At 62.5% G+C, this 15,052-nt stretch carries 14 protein-coding genes; 5 read left to right on the top strand and 9 right to left on the bottom strand.

Translation table 11 applies throughout. The features are described from left to right. Positions 1-77 precede the first annotated feature (77 nt). On the top strand, positions 78-656 hold the full coding sequence (locus PSEEN_RS06400) for a hypothetical protein (protein WP_011532670.1): 579 nt from the start codon (positions 78-80) through the stop codon (positions 654-656). Here PSEEN_RS06400 and PSEEN_RS06395 read toward each other — a convergent pair. The 6 genes from PSEEN_RS06395 to PSEEN_RS06370 all read right to left on the bottom strand — a co-directional run bounded on the left by PSEEN_RS06395 (position 643) and on the right by PSEEN_RS06370 (position 7,969). After that, a complete protein-coding gene (locus PSEEN_RS06395; protein ID WP_011532669.1) occupies positions 643-3,237 on the bottom strand; it encodes a dermonecrotic toxin domain-containing protein in 2,595 nt (864 codons plus the stop codon). The genes PSEEN_RS06400 and PSEEN_RS06395 overlap by 14 nt on opposite strands. Before the next feature lie 236 nt (positions 3,238-3,473). Next, positions 3,474-4,007 (bottom strand): C40 family peptidase, encoded by a 534-nt coding sequence (locus PSEEN_RS06390; protein ID WP_011532668.1) that lies wholly within the window; start codon positions 4,005-4,007, stop codon positions 3,474-3,476. Positions 4,008-4,155: 148 nt separating this feature from the next. After that, positions 4,156-4,791, bottom strand: coding sequence for a C40 family peptidase (locus PSEEN_RS06385; RefSeq protein ID WP_044487806.1), 636 nt, complete (start codon positions 4,789-4,791; stop codon positions 4,156-4,158). A gap of 126 nt (positions 4,792-4,917) precedes the next feature. Then, positions 4,918-5,622, bottom strand: a complete 705-nt coding sequence (gene hda / locus PSEEN_RS06380) for a DnaA regulatory inactivator Hda (RefSeq protein ID WP_031314897.1) — start codon at positions 5,620-5,622, stop codon at positions 4,918-4,920. Between the two features lie 208 nt (positions 5,623-5,830). Then, positions 5,831-6,904, bottom strand: coding sequence for an AI-2E family transporter (locus PSEEN_RS06375; protein ID WP_011532665.1), 1,074 nt, complete (start codon positions 6,902-6,904; stop codon positions 5,831-5,833). 12 nt (positions 6,905-6,916) lie between these two features. Further along, on the bottom strand, positions 6,917-7,969 hold the full coding sequence (locus tag PSEEN_RS06370; RefSeq protein ID WP_011532664.1) for a DUF2066 domain-containing protein: 1,053 nt from the start codon (positions 7,967-7,969) through the stop codon (positions 6,917-6,919). Positions 7,970-8,313: 344 nt separating this feature from the next. On the opposite strand from PSEEN_RS06370, the gene purM reads away from it, so the two are divergent. The 4 genes from purM (at position 8,314) to PSEEN_RS06350 (ending at position 11,202) form a co-directional block, all read left to right on the top strand. Further along, positions 8,314-9,372, top strand: coding sequence for a phosphoribosylformylglycinamidine cyclo-ligase (gene purM, locus PSEEN_RS06365; RefSeq protein ID WP_011532663.1), 1,059 nt, complete (start codon positions 8,314-8,316; stop codon positions 9,370-9,372). Then, the gene (gene purN / locus PSEEN_RS06360; RefSeq protein WP_011532662.1) at positions 9,372-10,025 is read left to right on the top strand and encodes a phosphoribosylglycinamide formyltransferase; all 654 of its coding nucleotides are present in this window, start codon (positions 9,372-9,374) and stop codon (positions 10,023-10,025) included. The genes purM and purN overlap by 1 nt, the downstream gene beginning before the upstream one ends. A gap of 8 nt (positions 10,026-10,033) precedes the next feature. After that, positions 10,034-10,744: a DUF3108 domain-containing protein gene (locus PSEEN_RS06355; RefSeq protein ID WP_011532661.1), complete on the top strand. Its 711-nt coding sequence runs from the start codon at positions 10,034-10,036 to the stop codon at positions 10,742-10,744. Positions 10,745-11,019: 275 nt separating this feature from the next. Next, the gene (locus tag PSEEN_RS06350) at positions 11,020-11,202 is read left to right on the top strand and encodes a hypothetical protein (RefSeq protein WP_011532660.1); all 183 of its coding nucleotides are present in this window, start codon (positions 11,020-11,022) and stop codon (positions 11,200-11,202) included. A gap of 46 nt (positions 11,203-11,248) precedes the next feature. On the opposite strand, the gene PSEEN_RS06345 is transcribed toward PSEEN_RS06350, so the two are convergent. The 3 genes from PSEEN_RS06345 to relA form a co-directional block, all read right to left on the bottom strand. Then, entirely contained in the window at positions 11,249-11,788 is a 540-nt protein-coding gene (locus tag PSEEN_RS06345) for a DUF2058 domain-containing protein (protein WP_011532659.1), read from the bottom strand. Positions 11,789-11,814: 26 nt separating this feature from the next. Continuing rightward, positions 11,815-12,648: a nucleoside triphosphate pyrophosphohydrolase gene (mazG, locus tag PSEEN_RS06340; protein WP_011532658.1), complete on the bottom strand. Its 834-nt coding sequence runs from the start codon at positions 12,646-12,648 to the stop codon at positions 11,815-11,817. A 105-nt stretch (positions 12,649-12,753) separates the two neighbouring features. Further along, a complete protein-coding gene (relA, locus tag PSEEN_RS06335) occupies positions 12,754-14,994 on the bottom strand; it encodes a GTP diphosphokinase (protein ID WP_011532657.1) in 2,241 nt (746 codons plus the stop codon). Positions 14,995-15,052 lie beyond the last annotated feature (58 nt).

The raw sequence follows: 15,052 nt of genomic DNA, 5'->3' as shown, positions 1-15,052 counted from the left end.
GTGCCACAATCAAAGCAGTGATATCACATAGCCACCATTTGGGCTGACCTCGATCACAATGACAAGGAGAGCGCAGCATGCAAGGCCTGATCATCAACAACCCGAGCCTGGAGTTCCTGCGCCCGGCCCTCGAACGCTGGGTCGACTGCATCGACCGCTTCAACCAGATCCAGGGTGACAACGAAGCGCCCTACTGGCATGGCGCGGCCGCCAACGTCGGCGTGCTCGCGGCGGCTGCCTGGCAAGGGGAGCTGGTGGCGCTGGAGCAGTATGCGAGCAAGAAGCAACGCGACGAGGGTGAACGCGAGGGGCGCTGTGACCTGTCGATCAGCAGCGCCGACGCAACCGTGCACCTGCACGCCAGCCAACGCTGGCCCCGTATCGCCCGCCTGGACCTGACGGCAGCCCTGCAGGAGACCGCCACCCTGGCCAAGCCTATTGCCTATGCCAGCCAGCTCAAGGCTGGCGCGCTATTCGTCACCCCCTGGAAGGCCGGCCAGCACGCCAGCCCTGAAGAACTGCAGGACCTGGTGGACGACCTGCAGAAACACACGGCCTGCGCCCTGGCTTGGTATTTCCCCTACGCCTACCGCAAGTTGCACAACGAACTGGGGCAGTACTATCCCGGGGTGGCGCTGTTACTCAAGCAGGCCTGACCACCGCAGAGTCAACGGGCGCGGCTTGCGGCTCAACCGCCGGGAAGAAGCGCTCCGCCAGTTCTGGCGTATGCAAACGCGCCTTGAACACCTCACTGTCGAACAGCAAGCCTGTGCGCAGATCGTAGACAGGCCCCGAGGCCGGCTTGGGCACTTGGCGCAGGGTGACGTGAATGAAACGGTAGTGCTCGCCGTAGACCTGCTCCAAGTTATCGATCCGGAAGTAATGACCTGGCTGGAATAGTGTCTCGCCCTCATCCCAATAAAGGGAAAACGCACTGATCGGGGTACCGTCCTGGTAATGACTCATGGGTAGCTCGAACACCACCGATGTGTCATCGAACACGCCTGGCAGATTCCCGGGCGCATTCAAGGAAGGCGCGGACGCAAATTCGGCGACTTTGTAGGGATTCTCCGTGAATGAAGTCAGGTCGGTGTTGACCAGCACATCACCCAGCTTTAGGCGGCCGGTACGAAAGTGCTGACCGCTTGTGCCCCGCGTACCATTGCCTGCGCGATAGAGATTCACTTCGTTGCTTTTGGGCAACTGGTCCAGGGTATCGACGAGATCAACGATGTATTCGTCCTCGTCATCGTATCGATAGGTACCAGAGCGGAACACGTCGTTAACCTTCGACTCATCGCTGGTGTAGTACTCGATCAAGGAGTTGAAGTACTGCCGGTCGTAGCGGTACGAGTATTGCGCCACGCCATCGACCTGCACACAATCCAGGCCGCGCTCATCCAGGTCAGGCACCTGATCACGCGCCAGCTGCGGAATCGAGCGTGACTCCAGCAACGCTTTCTGGCGGCGCAGCGCATTGGCGGCAGACGCTCCGCTGCGAGCAGAATCGACGGTAAGGTGACGGTTCCAGAACCGCGACATGGTGCTGGGCATGTGCTCTACCACCGGTGGTGCGCCACCGACCAGACGTGGCGGCACCAGCAACTTCCACTCGTTGGATTCGCTCAGACGCACCGGATACAGGGGCCCGAAGGCGAACGGATTGTGGGCCGGCACAACCTGCCAGACCTGCAAGTCATGGTTGTAGCGCACCCGATACGACAAACCGTCGAGGACAATCCAGCAACTGCCGTCGGAGCCGACCCTGATGCCTCGCAGACGTCCGGAGCGCCCCAAATCGCCAGTGATCAACTGATTGCTCTCGCCACCCTCAACCGCAAGCGTGGTGGACGTGGATACTTCCCATTGACTCAGATTGGCCCCCACCTCGTCGGGCGGTGCCTTGTAGGCCAGCGAGGCAAAGCTCGACTCAAATCCCAGGTCAGTCATGTTCAGGGCGGCGAAAAGACTGTCGAGCATGGCTTCGCGCAATGCGCTCTTGCGGCTCTGTTCGTCCGCAGCATGCATGGCCGCCTCGATATCCAGGCCCACCTTGCCGAGGCTGGCCCCCAGCAGCATCAGCGTCATTGGCCAGCCGATCGGCGCGAAGCCGCCAAAGACCTTGATGAACGCCGAGAGATAACCGCTCCACATCGCCTTGCGTAACTCGGCGTTGCCCAGCATCGCCGTGGCGTTGTCGTTCATCTCGGTAGTGGCCTGGCTGGCCAAGTGAGTGAATATATCGACTGTGATCGATCGTTTCAGGTAATCGAGCAGGACCAGCGCCGCCTCTTCGGAGGCACTGTCAGCCAGACTTTTCAGGTGGGTCCGGACCGAGTGGGCACGTGAAGGGTCGCGAGCATCGGTATGGGCTGCCTTGACATAACTGTTCAGGGTATCCGCATCCTGCAGTTGCTCACGCAACCACCCGGCCATGACCCGCTCCGAGGCAAAGCTCTTGAACGCTTCACTGGCCCAGGGCCGATATAACAGGATTCGACCACCGGCCATCGCAAAACTGTAGAGACAGCCCCGATCACCTTGATCGAGTACATAACGGCTGACAGGCAACGGGCTTGCGGTGCTGTCCTGCTTGAGCTTGGCCAGTGTCGGCAGCACACCATCGACCAGGCCGTCGGCGACCATCGCCCGCAACTGCTCCCAGTCACTCCGGCTGATTCGAGCGGAGCGAGCGGCCATCGCGCCCTGCCCCAGCATGTTGATCTTGGCCAATACGCGAAAATGTTGCGAGTAGGCATTCCAGAAGCGGACGATATCGGCGCGATAGGCCACCGCGAAATCCAATGCCCACAAATCTTCCTGGACCTTGCTGCCAAGCATGGCCACTTCGTTGCGCTCGTCGAAATGCTTGGCTTGCCGCCCTTGGCGATAAAAGCCGCCATACAGGTCGAGTTCATCGGGCGCTTCCTGGAACCTGGCATCGAAGCGCTTGATCACCAACTCGACCAGGTGCAGCGATTTCTGCGGCGGGCCACTGTGCTGCCAGCCGGTGAAACTGCGATGACTGGTGCTGGCCGTTTCGAACTGATGCCACCAGATGAAGCGCGGATCGATCGCCTTGCCCGTATGCTTGCGCACGATGCGCTGCGCATGCTGGGTGGCCAGCACATACGGGTCTGGGTATTCGCGAATGATCTCATCCACCAGGCGAACCAGTGGCCGCCCTGCTTCCAATGCGTCGAGGCTGCGCGCCACGCGGTCCTTGATGCTGCTCATGAGTACTCCCAGGATGTCGTTATGAGACGGACATCCTGGCTATGTGGGCAGCAGAAGACGCGGTAGATGTTTGTGGGGTTACCCGCTCTCATTGAGCAAGATCAAACCCATTCTCTGATACGACTTCTGTAGGAGCGGCTTTAGCCGCGATCACCCATGAAACGGGCGCCGGACACCGCGCTGCCTTCATCGCGGCTAAAGCCGCTCCTACAAACGCAGTGGAATGCCATCGGGTATCAGGGATTCTGCGCCAGATGCCCTGGCGGCAAGACACGCTTGGCCTGCAGGTAGGATTTGGCCCAGTAGCTGTTGGAGAGGTAGTCCAGGCGCACGGTCCCACCGGTTGAGGGTGCGTGTACGAAACGCCCCTCACCGACATAGATGCCGGCATGGCTGACCTGCGAACCGCCACTGGTGGCGAAGAACACCAGGTCTCCGGACTGCAGCGCATTGATGTCCACGTTGGGTGCGCGCATGACGATCATCTCCCGGGTCGAGCGCGGCAGGCTGATACCCGCCGCATCACGGTAGACATAGCCGATCAGCCCACTGCAATCGAACCCGGAATCCGGTGTATTGCCGCCCCAGCGGTAGGGCGTGCCCACCAGCCCGATGGCCCGGAACAGGACATCGTCCGCCGCTGGCGACGAAACTGATTGATTGAACACCATGGGAGGCTTGGCCATGGGCGCCGGAGCAGGCGCACGGCCGGAGCAGGCCGCGAGCAGGGCCAGGAAGGAGAGCAGTGCGAAGCGCGCCAACATCGCCATGATGTGAACGTCCTGTCAGGAACCCTCCGGCCGCAGCCGAAGGTAAAAAGAGTTGAGAATTTAGATTAGACGCTTTCTGTAAATGCGCACGGCGGCGAGCTTTTTTCAGCTACGCCGCCGTGCGAGAGTACAGCATTTTGATATCAAATCAATTGCGCGAGATCGTGGTCGGCGCCATGGCGAGCGCGCGTTTGGCCTCGATGAAGGTTTTGCTCCAGTAGCGATCGCCCAGGCTGTCGATACGCACGCCACCGCTGCGGCGGCTGCTGGAGTGGATGAACTGGTTGTCACCCAGGTAGATGCCGGCGTGGCTCACGCGGCCACGGCCGTTGGTGCTGAAGAACAGCAGGTCGCCTGGCTTGAGCTTGTTGCGGGCAACCTTGGGGGCGTCGACGTTGATCATCTCGCGGGTCGAGCGCGGCAGGTTCATGCCCGCTTCCTCGCGGAAGAGATAGCCGATGAAACCGCTGCAATCGAAGCCCGACTGCTCCGAGGTACCGCCAAAGCGGTAGCGGGTGCCGATCAAGGCCATGCCGCGCTCGAGAATACTGTCAGCCAGCACAGGCAGCTGATAGGGCTTGCCGTTGCTGGAGAATGCGTCCATGTCTTCTTCGGTGGCCAGTTCTTCCTCACTGAATACGGAAGAAGCAGACGCCTTCGAGTTGATCGACTGGGCGGCGATGTGGTGTTGGTCCTGCTGTTGCGAGACTGGGCCCTGGGAGGCGCAACCGAACAGTAGAGTCACAAGTGCAAGTGGCACGAGGGGTGCGAAGCGCTTCAGCATGGGCACGACCGTGTCTGTAATCCTTTAGAAGGGGGAAACTATGCCTTCTATCGGGACCATTTGCAAATTTTATCGATAATGATGTGACTTTTCCGAGCCGAGGCTGCAAGCCCCTGTTTCAGCGGCTTACCAGCCCAGTGTTTCCTTGAGGAACGGGATCGTCAGCTTGCGCTGGGCCTGCAAAGAGGCCTGGTCGAGGCGCTCGAGCAGGTCGAACAGGGCGCTCATGCTGCGGGTGCCACGGGTGAGGATGAAATGGCCGACTTCGTCGGTCAGGTGCAGGCCGCGGCGCGAGGCACGCAACTGCAGGGCGCGCAACTTGTCCTCGTCGGACATGCCGCGCATCTGGAAGATGAGGGCGAGGGTAAGCCGGGACTTGAGGTCCGCCAACTTGATCGGCAGTTCACGAGGCGAACTGGAGGCAGCCAGCAACAAGCGCCGACCACTGTCGCGAAGACGGTTGAACAGGTGGAACATGGCCTCTTCCCAGTCCGCCTTGCCGGCAATCACATGCAAGTCGTCGATGCACACCAGTTCGTACTGCTCGAGGTGGTCGAGCAGTTCGACGCCACGCTCGAGCAACTGCGCCAGCGGCAGGTACACGGCGGGCTCGCCCAGTTGCTGGAAACGGTGGGTGGCGGCCTGCAACAGGTGGGTGCGGCCCACGCCCTGCTTGCCCCATAGATAGATGAGGCTCTCGGTCCAGCCGGCGTCGGCTTCGCACAGCCGCTCGACATAGCCCAATGCCGCGGCATTGGCGCCCGGGTAGTAGTTGATGAAGGTGGCGTCATCACGCAGACGCACACCCAGGGGCAACTGGATCGGTTTCATGCTCGCGGGTGGTCGCAGGGACCACAGGGGGCCTTTGGTGAACAGTGTGCAAAGTCTATACCCGCAACGCGGGCGGCACAATCGGCGGGGGTAATAGCGTATGTAAAATCAAGAAGTTGCGTGACTCTGACGAACGTCGGCAAGCCGGCTTCTACAGTCCGCAGGCGGGCGCAGTACTTGTAGGAGCCGGGTTGCCGGCGAACAATCGCTAAAGATCGGGATCAATCTCCCCGGCATACATGTCCGACTCCTTGTACAGGTCATGTACATGCCGCAACAGCACCATGATCACCGCCGCCACCGGCAGGGCCAGCAACACGCCGGTGAAACCGAACAGCTCACCACCGGCCAGGATGGCGAAGATCACCGCCACCGGGTGCAAGCCGATGCGGTCGCCCACCAGCAGCGGCGTCAGCACCATGCCTTCGAGCGCTTGCCCGACCATGAACACCGCGACGATGCCCAGCATCGGGTACAGATCGCCACCGAACTGGAACAATCCGGCCACCAGCGCCGCGCCGATGCCAATGATGAAGCCCATGTACGGCACGATCGCCGCCAGCCCCGCCAGCATGCCGATCAGCAGGCCAAGTTCCAGGCCCACCAGCATCAGGCCGGTGGAATAGATGACGCCCAGGGCGAGCATCACCAGCAGTTGGCCACGCACGAACGCCCCGAGCACCTCATGGCACTCCCCCGCCAGCCCTACCACCTGCGACTCGCGCTGGCGTGGCAGCAGGCTGCGCAGCTTGGCCATCATCAGGTCCCAGTCACGCAGCAGGTAGAAGCCCACCACCGGGATCAGCACCAGGTTGGCCAGCCAGCCGATCAGCGCCAGGCTGGAGGCGGTGGCCTGGGACAGCAACACACCGACAATATCGGTGGTCTGGCCCATGTGCTCGCCGATGGCGGCCTTGATCTTGTCGAATTTCCAGAAGCCGTCGGCCAGGCCCAAGCGGCTCTGCACCCAGGGCAAGGCCACGTGCTGCAGCCAGTCGAGCATCTGTGGCGCCAGTTCATACAGGCGCAGCAGCTGCTTGGCCAGCATGGGGATCAGCACCAACAGCAGGGCCAGGAAGATCAGGGTGAACAAGCTGAACACCACCACCACGCCCCAGGTTCGCGAGAGCCCTGCCCGCTCCAGGCGGTCGACCAGCGGATCAGCCAGGTAGGCGAGAAGAATGCCCACCAGGAACGGTGAAAGAATGTTGTGCAGCAAATACAGCAACACGGCGATCAGCAGGGCAGCGCCCAGCCAGATCCAGCGACGCAGTTCGATCATGCAGGTTACTCCTTACCAGCGAAAACGCAGGCCGTCGAACGGCCTGGGTGGCGTGGACAACGCCACGCCAGGCTCTGCCTGAGACGCCGCTGGCGGCGTTGCAGGCACCTGCTCGGCAGGCAGTTCCTGTAACTTGGCCAGGCTCAACTGGGCGCGCAATTGATCACGATTGCCGGTGACGGCGTAAGTCAAGGTCGCGCCCTCGACCATCCGCAGCCGCGCACCGTAGGGCTCGAGCACACGGGCAAGCTCGGCGTAACGTTGCAGGTTCATGCCTTGCACCTGGACCTGCAGGTCACTGCTGGCACCCGGGCGGGTGACGTAACGCGGCGCCAGGCGATTGCTCACCGCCAGCATCACCGCGTCGGCCAGAGCGGTCTGGTCCGTGCCTTCGGCGCTGCCTTGTTCGCGTTGGTCGCCTAGCCAAAGCTGCCATTTACCCTGCCACTTGCCATCAGCCTCATGGGCATGCACCGCCAGCAGGGCGTTGGCGCCGTAGCGTTCGGATGCTGCGCGCAACGGCGCCGGGTCATTCCCCTCAAGTTGCTTGGCGTTGGCAACCAACTGCTCCTGCAGATCAGCCAACGGCAGGCGCAGTGGCAAGCCACGGTGCTGCGCGGCGCGGCGCAGGGGCTCGGCGCTGCCCTGGCCGTCACCGACCAGGTTGCTGCCCTCGACGTTGTCGTTCAGCCACCAGACCAGAATCGACGGCCGATTGTTGCCCCACAAGGCCAGGCCCGCCTGGCGCAAGGCGCGCTCGGTACTGCCCGGATCGAACTCTACCAGCACCGACTCGGGCGGTCCGGCCTCGGTGCCGACCTGGTTGATGATCTGCTGCGGATCCTTGCGCAAGGCAGCCAGAGCGGGGTTCTGCGGCGCCTTGGGGTCGCCGGTCAGGCGCAGCACCAGCGTGTCCAGGGCTTTGCTGGTGGCCTGGGCGCGAGCCTCGCCGCCCTGCCCTTCGAGCGGCTCACGCACCTGATAAAGGCCAGAGACCGTATCGGCTTGTGCCGCGACAGCGACAAACGCCAGGCAACCCGCGGCGAGGTAGTTGAGAAGACGCATTGAGGATTCCTGTCCAGATAACCATGGGGCGGCGCGCGCCGGCCGTTCGACTCTGACCGCGTCGGGCCGGTAAATGCTTCATGAAACTGGCCATTTGCGCCCGTCGCCATGGGTATACCTTATACAGGCACAGGCGCGGCAACCAGTCGCACACCTTGAAACACGGTTTCCAACCACATTTTCCGGCCAGCCCGTCGGCCTGAGGATGGCCGCTGAGGGGCAACCCTGATAAAATCGCGCGCCTTCGCAGACCAGTGACGAACAGGCAGCCGCCGCACCTTGCAGCCGGCCTTGGCCGTCCCGGTCGTTTTCCACGAATCCCTCCCTCTTAAAGGCCTGGATCAATGAGCAAGCAACCCTCCCTGAGCTACAAGGACGCCGGTGTAGACATCGACGCCGGCGAAGCACTGGTCGAACGCATCAAGGGCGTCGCCAAGCGCACCGCACGCCCTGAAGTCATGGGTGGCCTGGGCGGCTTTGGCGCCCTCTGCGAGATCCCGGCTGGCTACAAGCAGCCGGTGCTGGTCTCCGGCACCGACGGCGTCGGCACCAAACTGCGCCTGGCACTGAACCTGAACAAGCACGACAGCATCGGCCAGGACCTGGTCGCCATGTGCGTCAACGACCTGGTGGTGTGCGGCGCCGAGCCGCTGTTCTTCCTCGACTACTACGCCACCGGCAAGCTCAACGTCGACGTGGCCGCCACCGTGGTCACCGGCATCGGCGCCGGTTGCGAACTGGCCGGCTGCTCGCTGGTCGGCGGTGAAACCGCTGAAATGCCAGGCATGTACGAAGGCGAGGACTACGACCTGGCCGGCTTCTGCGTCGGCGTGGTGGAAAAGGCCGACATCATCGACGGTTCTAAAGTGGTCACCGGCGACGCCCTGATCGCCCTGCCGTCCTCCGGCCCGCACTCCAACGGCTACTCGCTGATCCGCAAGATCCTCGAAGTCTCCGGCACCGACATCGACAACACCCAGCTCGATGGCAAGCCGCTGGCCGACCTACTGATGGCGCCAACCCGCATCTACGTCAAGCCGCTGCTGCAACTGATCAAGCAGACCGGCGCGGTGAAGGCCATGGCCCACATCACCGGTGGCGGCCTGCTGGACAACATCCCGCGCGTGCTGCCGAAAAACGCCCAGGCCGTGGTCGATGTGGCCAGCTGGCAGCGCCCGGTGGTATTCGACTTCCTGCAGGAAAAAGGCAACGTCGACGAGCATGAAATGCACCGCGTGCTGAACTGCGGCGTGGGCATGGTCATCTGCGTGGCCCAGGACCAGGTCGAAAACGCCCTGAACGTACTGCGCGCCGAAGGCGAGCAGCCTTGGGTGATCGGCCGTATCGACGTGGCCGCCGAAGGCGCCGCCCAGGTCGAGCTGCACAACCTCAAGGCACACTGATGCCGGGCAAGACCTGTAACGTGGTGGTGTTGCTGTCGGGTTCCGGCAGCAACCTGCAGGCGCTGATCGACAGTACCAGCGCCAGTGACAGCCCGGCCCGCATCCGCGCGGTGATCTCCAACCGCGCCGATGCCTACGGCCTCGAACGCGCCAAGGCCGCCGGTATCGACACGGCCGTGCTCGAACACACCGGCTTCGACGGCCGCGAGGCCTTCGACACGGCGCTGATGGCGCTGATCGACGGCTTCGCGCCCGACCTGGTGGTGCTGGCCGGCTTCATGCGCATTCTCAGCGGCGGTTTCGTGCGCCACTATCAAGGCCGCCTGCTCAACATACATCCGTCATTGCTGCCGCTGTACAAAGGCCTGCACACCCACCAGCGCGCGCTGGAGGCTGGCGACCGGGAACATGGCTGCAGCGTGCACTTCGTCACCGAGGAACTCGATGGCGGGCCTCTGGTCGTACAGGCTGTGGTTCCGGTGGTTGCGGGCGACACGCCGCAGACGCTGGCCCAGCGGGTACATGTGCAGGAACACCTGATCTACCCGCTGGCGGTGCGCTGGTTCGCCGAAGGACGCTTGCGTCTGGGCGAACAGGGTGCATTACTGGATGGCCAGCCGCTGGCGGCCAGCGGTCACTTGATTCGAAATTAGGAGAATTTATGCGTCGCGCCCTGCTCTTGGCTCTCGCCGTGCTTGCCCTGCCGCTCCAGGCAGCTGACCTGAAGCCGTTCGCGGCCAGCTACACCGCCGACTGGAAGCAACTGCCCATGAGCGGTACCGCCGAACGCAGCCTGGTCAAGAACGCCAACGGTACATGGGACCTGAACTTCAAGGCCTCCATGATGATTGCCAGCCTGACCGAGCAAAGCACCCTGAAGCTCGACAACGACACTCTGCTGCCACAGAAGTATCACTTCGAGCGTGGTGGCCTGGGCAAGGCGAAGAAAGTCGACCTGAGCTTCGACTGGAGCAGCAAGAAGGTCACTGGCACCGACCGTGGCGACGCGATCAGCCTGCCGCTGAACCGCGGCGTGCTGGACAAGTCGTCGTATCAACTGGCCCTGCAGCACGATGTGGCCGCGGGCAAGAAGAGCATGACCTATCAAGTAGTCGACGGTGATGAGATCGACACCTACGACTTCCGCGTCCTGGGCAGCGAAAAGGTCACCACCAAGACCGGCCAGGTCGAGGCGATCAAGGTCGAGCGCGTGCGCGACCCGAGCCAGAGCAAGCGCATCACCGAGCTGTGGTTCGCCAAGGACTGGGACTACCTGCTGGTGCAACTGCGCCAGGTCGAGACCGATGGCAAGGAGTACGTGATCGTGCTGCAGGATGGCACGGTCGATGGCAAGGCGGTCAAGGGCAACTGATACCGTCGCCAGCTACACTCCAAGCCCCGCCTTGTGCGGGGCTTTTTCATGCCTGATGAGCACGCCCCTTGTAGGAGCCAGCCTTGCTGGCGAACCCGGCGACGCGGTATCCGGCATCGGCGTGAAGCCATTCGCCAGCAAGGCTGGCTCCTACAGGGCATCAGCGCATCATGAAACTTGTTTCATCGCTGTTTTATTTACTTAGCCTGCTAACAAATTCTATAAAGAAGGCCTGCGACAGAGCGCCGCAGCCAACCAAGCAGTGGAGTTTGACGATGACAGTCCAAGTAACCGAACGCGACGAATCGAAAATGTCCCACGAAGGCCAGGCCGCTGGCCTGCGGATCTGGGACGTGCATCAGCAAGGCCAACTGGTGGGGATGTTCCACGACGAGCAACAGGCTCACCAGTACCGTATGGAGCTCGAGTACCTCGAGAACCAACGCCCTTCGCAATGATCCCGTCTTGAAATGAAAAACCCCGCCAAGGCGGGGTTTTTCGTGCTTACCACATCAGATCGTCAGGGATCTTGTAGGCGGCGTACGGATCATCTTCGTCCGCTTCCTCGACATGAGTATTGAGCAGCAGGATACGGTTGGGGTCGCGCTCCTGGATCTTCACCGCCGCCTCGCGTGGAATCACCTCGTAGCCGCCGCCGTGGGCGACGATCGCCAATGCACCATTGCTCAACTTGCTGCGCATCAGGGCGTTGACGGCGATGCGCTTGACCTTCTTGTCATCGACGAAGTTGTAGTAGTCCTCGGTGGTCAGCTTGGGCAGGCGGGTCGCCTCGATCAGTTGCTTGACCTGCGCGGCGCGGGCCTTCTGCTCGGCCTTTTCCTGGACCTGGCGGTTCAGCTCCTGATCCTTTTTAGCTTTCTCGGCCATGGCTTCCTTGGCCAGGCGCTGCTGGCTGTCGTCCACCTCGACCTGGCCTTTGTGTTCCAGGCGTTTCTGTTTTTTCTCAGCCTTGTTGGTCTGAGAAACCTGTTTCTGGTTGACCAGACCGGCTTTGAGCAATTGGTCGCGAAGGGAAAGGCTCATCGGTGTTCACTCACTTATGCATCAGCTCAGCCGCAGCTGGGCAGGTTCTTTTCCTGACGCTTGGCCTCGCCCCAAAGGGCGTCCAGCTCGTCGAGGGTACGATCTTGGATGTTCAGGCCCTGCTCGCGCAATGCCTGTTCGATAAAACGAAAACGCCGCTCGAACTTGCGATTGGCCCGGCGCAGGGCGTTTTCCGGGTCGTGCTTGAGGTGCCGGGCAAGGTTGACGGTGGCGAACAGCAGGTCGCCCAGCTCATCCTCCAGGGCGTCGCTGTCGCCATCGGCCATGGCTTGCAGGACTTCGTCGAGCTCTTCACGCACCTTGTCCAGCACCGGCAGCGCCTCGGGCCAGTCGAAACCGACCGTGGCCGCGCGCTTCTGCAACTTGGCGGCGCGGGACAGGGCCGGCAGCGCGACGGGAACGTCATCGAGCAGAGACAACTGCTCGGGTTCGCTTTTCTCGGCGCGCTCCTCGGCCTTGATCTCTTCCCAGCGCGACTTGACCTGGGTCTCGCTCAACGCAAGGGTGTCCAGGGGCGCGTAGAGATCGCCGGTGGGGAAGACATGGGGGTGGCGGCGGATCAGCTTGCGGGTGATCGCATCGACCACGCCGGTGAACTCGAAACGCCCCTCTTCCCGCGCCAGCTGGCTGTAGTAAACGACCTGGAACAGCAAATCGCCCAGTTCACCCTGCAGGTGCTCGAAATCGCCGCGCTCGATGGTGTCGGCGACTTCGTAGGCTTCTTCGATGGTGTGCTGGACGATGCTGGCGTAGTCCTGCTTCAGGTCCCACGGGCAGCCGTGCTGCGGGTCGCGCAGGCGGGCCATGAGGTGCAGCAGGTCTTCAAGGGTGTAGGTCATTGTTGGGCAGGTCCTTCGGTAGGGGCTTCTTCGCGGGTAAACCCGCTCCTACAAGTACCGCGCAATTGTAGGAGCGGGTTTACCCGCGAAGAGGCCACCTCGGTATCAAGGGGTGCGGTTACGCCGCGTCTCGATGATGTTCGGCAACTGCGAGATCCGCCCCAGCAAACGCCCAAGGGCATCCAGGCCGGGGATCTCGATAGTCAGCGACATCAGCGCGGTGTTGTCTTCCTTGTTCGAGCGGGTGTTGACCGCCAGCACGTTGATCTTCTCGTTGAGCAGCACCTGCGACACGTCGCGCAGCAGCCCCGGGCGGTCGTAGGCACGGATGACGATATCCACCGGATACGTTTGCACCGGGATCGGCCCCCAGCTGACCTGGATCATCCGCTCCGGCTCCTTGCCCGCCAGTTGCAGCACCGAGGCGCAGTCCTGGCGGTGAATGCTCACACCACGGCCTTGCGTGATGTAGCCGACGATAGCGTCGCCCGGCAGCGGCTGGCAGCAGCCAGCCATCTGCGTGAGCAGGTTGCCGACGCCCTGGATCTGGATGTCGCTGCGCTTGCCGGCGCGGATACCCCGGGCCTGGCGCGGGATCAGCTCGACCGGCTCGATGCGCTCGGGCTCGAGCAACTGCTGGGCGGCGTTGACCATGTGCGCCAGGCGCAGGTCGCCGGCGCCCAGTGCGGCGAACATGTCTTCGGCGGTCTTGACGTTGGCTTTTTCCGCCAGGCGCTCGAAGTCCACCTGGGGCAGGCCCAGGCGGCTCAGTTCGCGCTCGATCAGGGTCTTGCCGGCGGCGACGTTCTGGTCGCGGGCCTGAAGCTTGAACCAGTGAACGATCTTGGCCCGCGCCCGTGAAGTGGTGACATAACCAAGGTTGGAGTTCAGCCAGTCGCGGCTCGGGCTGCCATGCTTGCTGGTGATGATCTCCACCTGCTCGCCGGTCTGCAGGCTGTAGTTGAGCGGCACGATGCGCCCGTTGATCTTGGCGCCACGGCAGTTATGGCCGATCTCGGTGTGCACGCGGTAGGCGAAGTCCAGCGGCGTGGCCCCTTTGGGCAGGTCGATGGCGTGACCGTCCGGGGTGAATACATAGACCCGATCGGGTTCGATATCGACCCGCAGTTGTTCGGCCAGCCCGCCGATATCGCCCAACTCCTCATGCCATTCGAGCACCTGGCGCAACCAGGAGATCTTCTCCTCGTAGTGGTTGGAGCTGGGCTTGACGTCGGTGCCCTTGTAGCGCCAGTGGGCGCAGACGCCCAGCTCGGCTTCCTCATGCATCGAATGGGTGCGGATCTGCACCTCCAGCACCTTGCCCTCGGGGCCGATCACCGCGGTGTGCAGCGAGCGGTAGCCGTTCTCCTTGGGGTTGGCGATGTAGTCGTCGAACTCCTTGGGGATATGCCGCCAGAGCGTGTGCACGATGCCCAGCGCGGTATAGCAGTCACGCACCTCAGGCACCAGCACGCGCACTGCGCGCACATCGTAGATCTGGCTGAATTCCAGGCCCTTGCGCTGCATCTTGCGCCAGATCGAATAGATATGTTTCGCACGGCCACTGATGTCGGCGTTGACGCCGGTGGCCAGCAGCTCGTTCTGCAACTGGTTCATCACGTCGCTGATGAACCGCTCGCGATCAAGCCGGCGCTCGTGCAGCAGCTTGGCGATCTGCTTGTACTGGTCGGGCTCGAGGTAGCGGAACGACAGGTCCTCGAGCTCCCACTTGATGTGGCCGATACCCAAACGGTGCGCCAGCGGCGCATAGATATCGAACACCTCGCGCGCCACGCGCAGGCGTTTCTCGTCATCGGCGGACTTCACCGCACGAATGGCGCAGGTACGCTCGGCGAGCTTGATCAGTGCCACGCGCACGTCGTCGACCATTGCCACGAGCATCTTGCGCAGGTTCTCGACCTGCGCCTGGGAGCCCAGCACCAGCGACTGGCGCGGGCTGAGGCTGGCGCTGATGGCCGCCATGCGCAGCACGCCGTCGATCAACTTGGAGACGACCGGACCAAAACGCTGGCCGATTTCGGCGAGGGTCACCTTGCCTTCGCGCACCGAACGGTAGATGACCGCGGCCACCAGCGAGTCCTGGTCGAGCTTGAGGTCCGCGAGGATCTCGGCGATCTCCAGGCCCGCCTGGAAACTGGACGTCCCGTCCGCCCAGGAATGCTTGGCCGGGTTGCCTTTCCTCTCGACCTCATGGGCGAATTCGCAGGCGTCCTTCAATGCCGCGCGATCGAGCTGCGAATCGACGCTCACCACATGATCGAGCCATGCTTCGAGATTGATACTGCCGTCGTTGTTGACCGGCTGGTGCACTCTCACCTGTACCATCTTTGCTTTACCTTCCCATACAGCGCACCACGCGGGTGCGCTGGCTTTCACCTGTGCC

This window comes from Pseudomonas entomophila L48 (assembly GCF_000026105.1).
GTDB classification, from domain to species: Bacteria; Pseudomonadota; Gammaproteobacteria; order Pseudomonadales; family Pseudomonadaceae; genus Aquipseudomonas; species Aquipseudomonas entomophila.
Note: the sequence above shows the minus strand (reverse complement) of the source record. Positions and strands in the feature narration are given on the sequence as shown.

Excerpts from the sequence above, each read along its gene's own strand:
- PSEEN_RS06400 (WP_011532670.1), top strand. The coding sequence starts at position 78 with ATGCAAGGCCTGATCATCAACAACCCGAGCCTGGAGTTCCTGCGCCCG.
- PSEEN_RS06395 (WP_011532669.1), bottom strand. The coding sequence starts at position 3,237 with ATGAGCAGCATCAAGGACCGCGTGGCGCGCAGCCTCGACGCATTGGAA.
- PSEEN_RS06390 (WP_011532668.1), bottom strand. The coding sequence starts at position 4,007 with ATGGCGATGTTGGCGCGCTTCGCACTGCTCTCCTTCCTGGCCCTGCTC.
- PSEEN_RS06385 (WP_044487806.1), bottom strand. The coding sequence starts at position 4,791 with ATGCTGAAGCGCTTCGCACCCCTCGTGCCACTTGCACTTGTGACTCTA.
- hda (WP_031314897.1), bottom strand. The coding sequence starts at position 5,622 with ATGAAACCGATCCAGTTGCCCCTGGGTGTGCGTCTGCGTGATGACGCC.
- PSEEN_RS06375 (WP_011532665.1), bottom strand. The coding sequence starts at position 6,904 with ATGATCGAACTGCGTCGCTGGATCTGGCTGGGCGCTGCCCTGCTGATC.
- PSEEN_RS06370 (WP_011532664.1), bottom strand. The coding sequence starts at position 7,969 with ATGCGTCTTCTCAACTACCTCGCCGCGGGTTGCCTGGCGTTTGTCGCT.
- purM (WP_011532663.1), top strand. The coding sequence starts at position 8,314 with ATGAGCAAGCAACCCTCCCTGAGCTACAAGGACGCCGGTGTAGACATC.
- purN (WP_011532662.1), top strand. The coding sequence starts at position 9,372 with ATGCCGGGCAAGACCTGTAACGTGGTGGTGTTGCTGTCGGGTTCCGGC.
- PSEEN_RS06355 (WP_011532661.1), top strand. The coding sequence starts at position 10,034 with ATGCGTCGCGCCCTGCTCTTGGCTCTCGCCGTGCTTGCCCTGCCGCTC.
- PSEEN_RS06350 (WP_011532660.1), top strand. The coding sequence starts at position 11,020 with ATGACAGTCCAAGTAACCGAACGCGACGAATCGAAAATGTCCCACGAA.
- PSEEN_RS06345 (WP_011532659.1), bottom strand. The coding sequence starts at position 11,788 with ATGAGCCTTTCCCTTCGCGACCAATTGCTCAAAGCCGGTCTGGTCAAC.
- mazG (WP_011532658.1), bottom strand. The coding sequence starts at position 12,648 with ATGACCTACACCCTTGAAGACCTGCTGCACCTCATGGCCCGCCTGCGC.
- relA (WP_011532657.1), bottom strand. The coding sequence starts at position 14,994 with ATGGTACAGGTGAGAGTGCACCAGCCGGTCAACAACGACGGCAGTATC.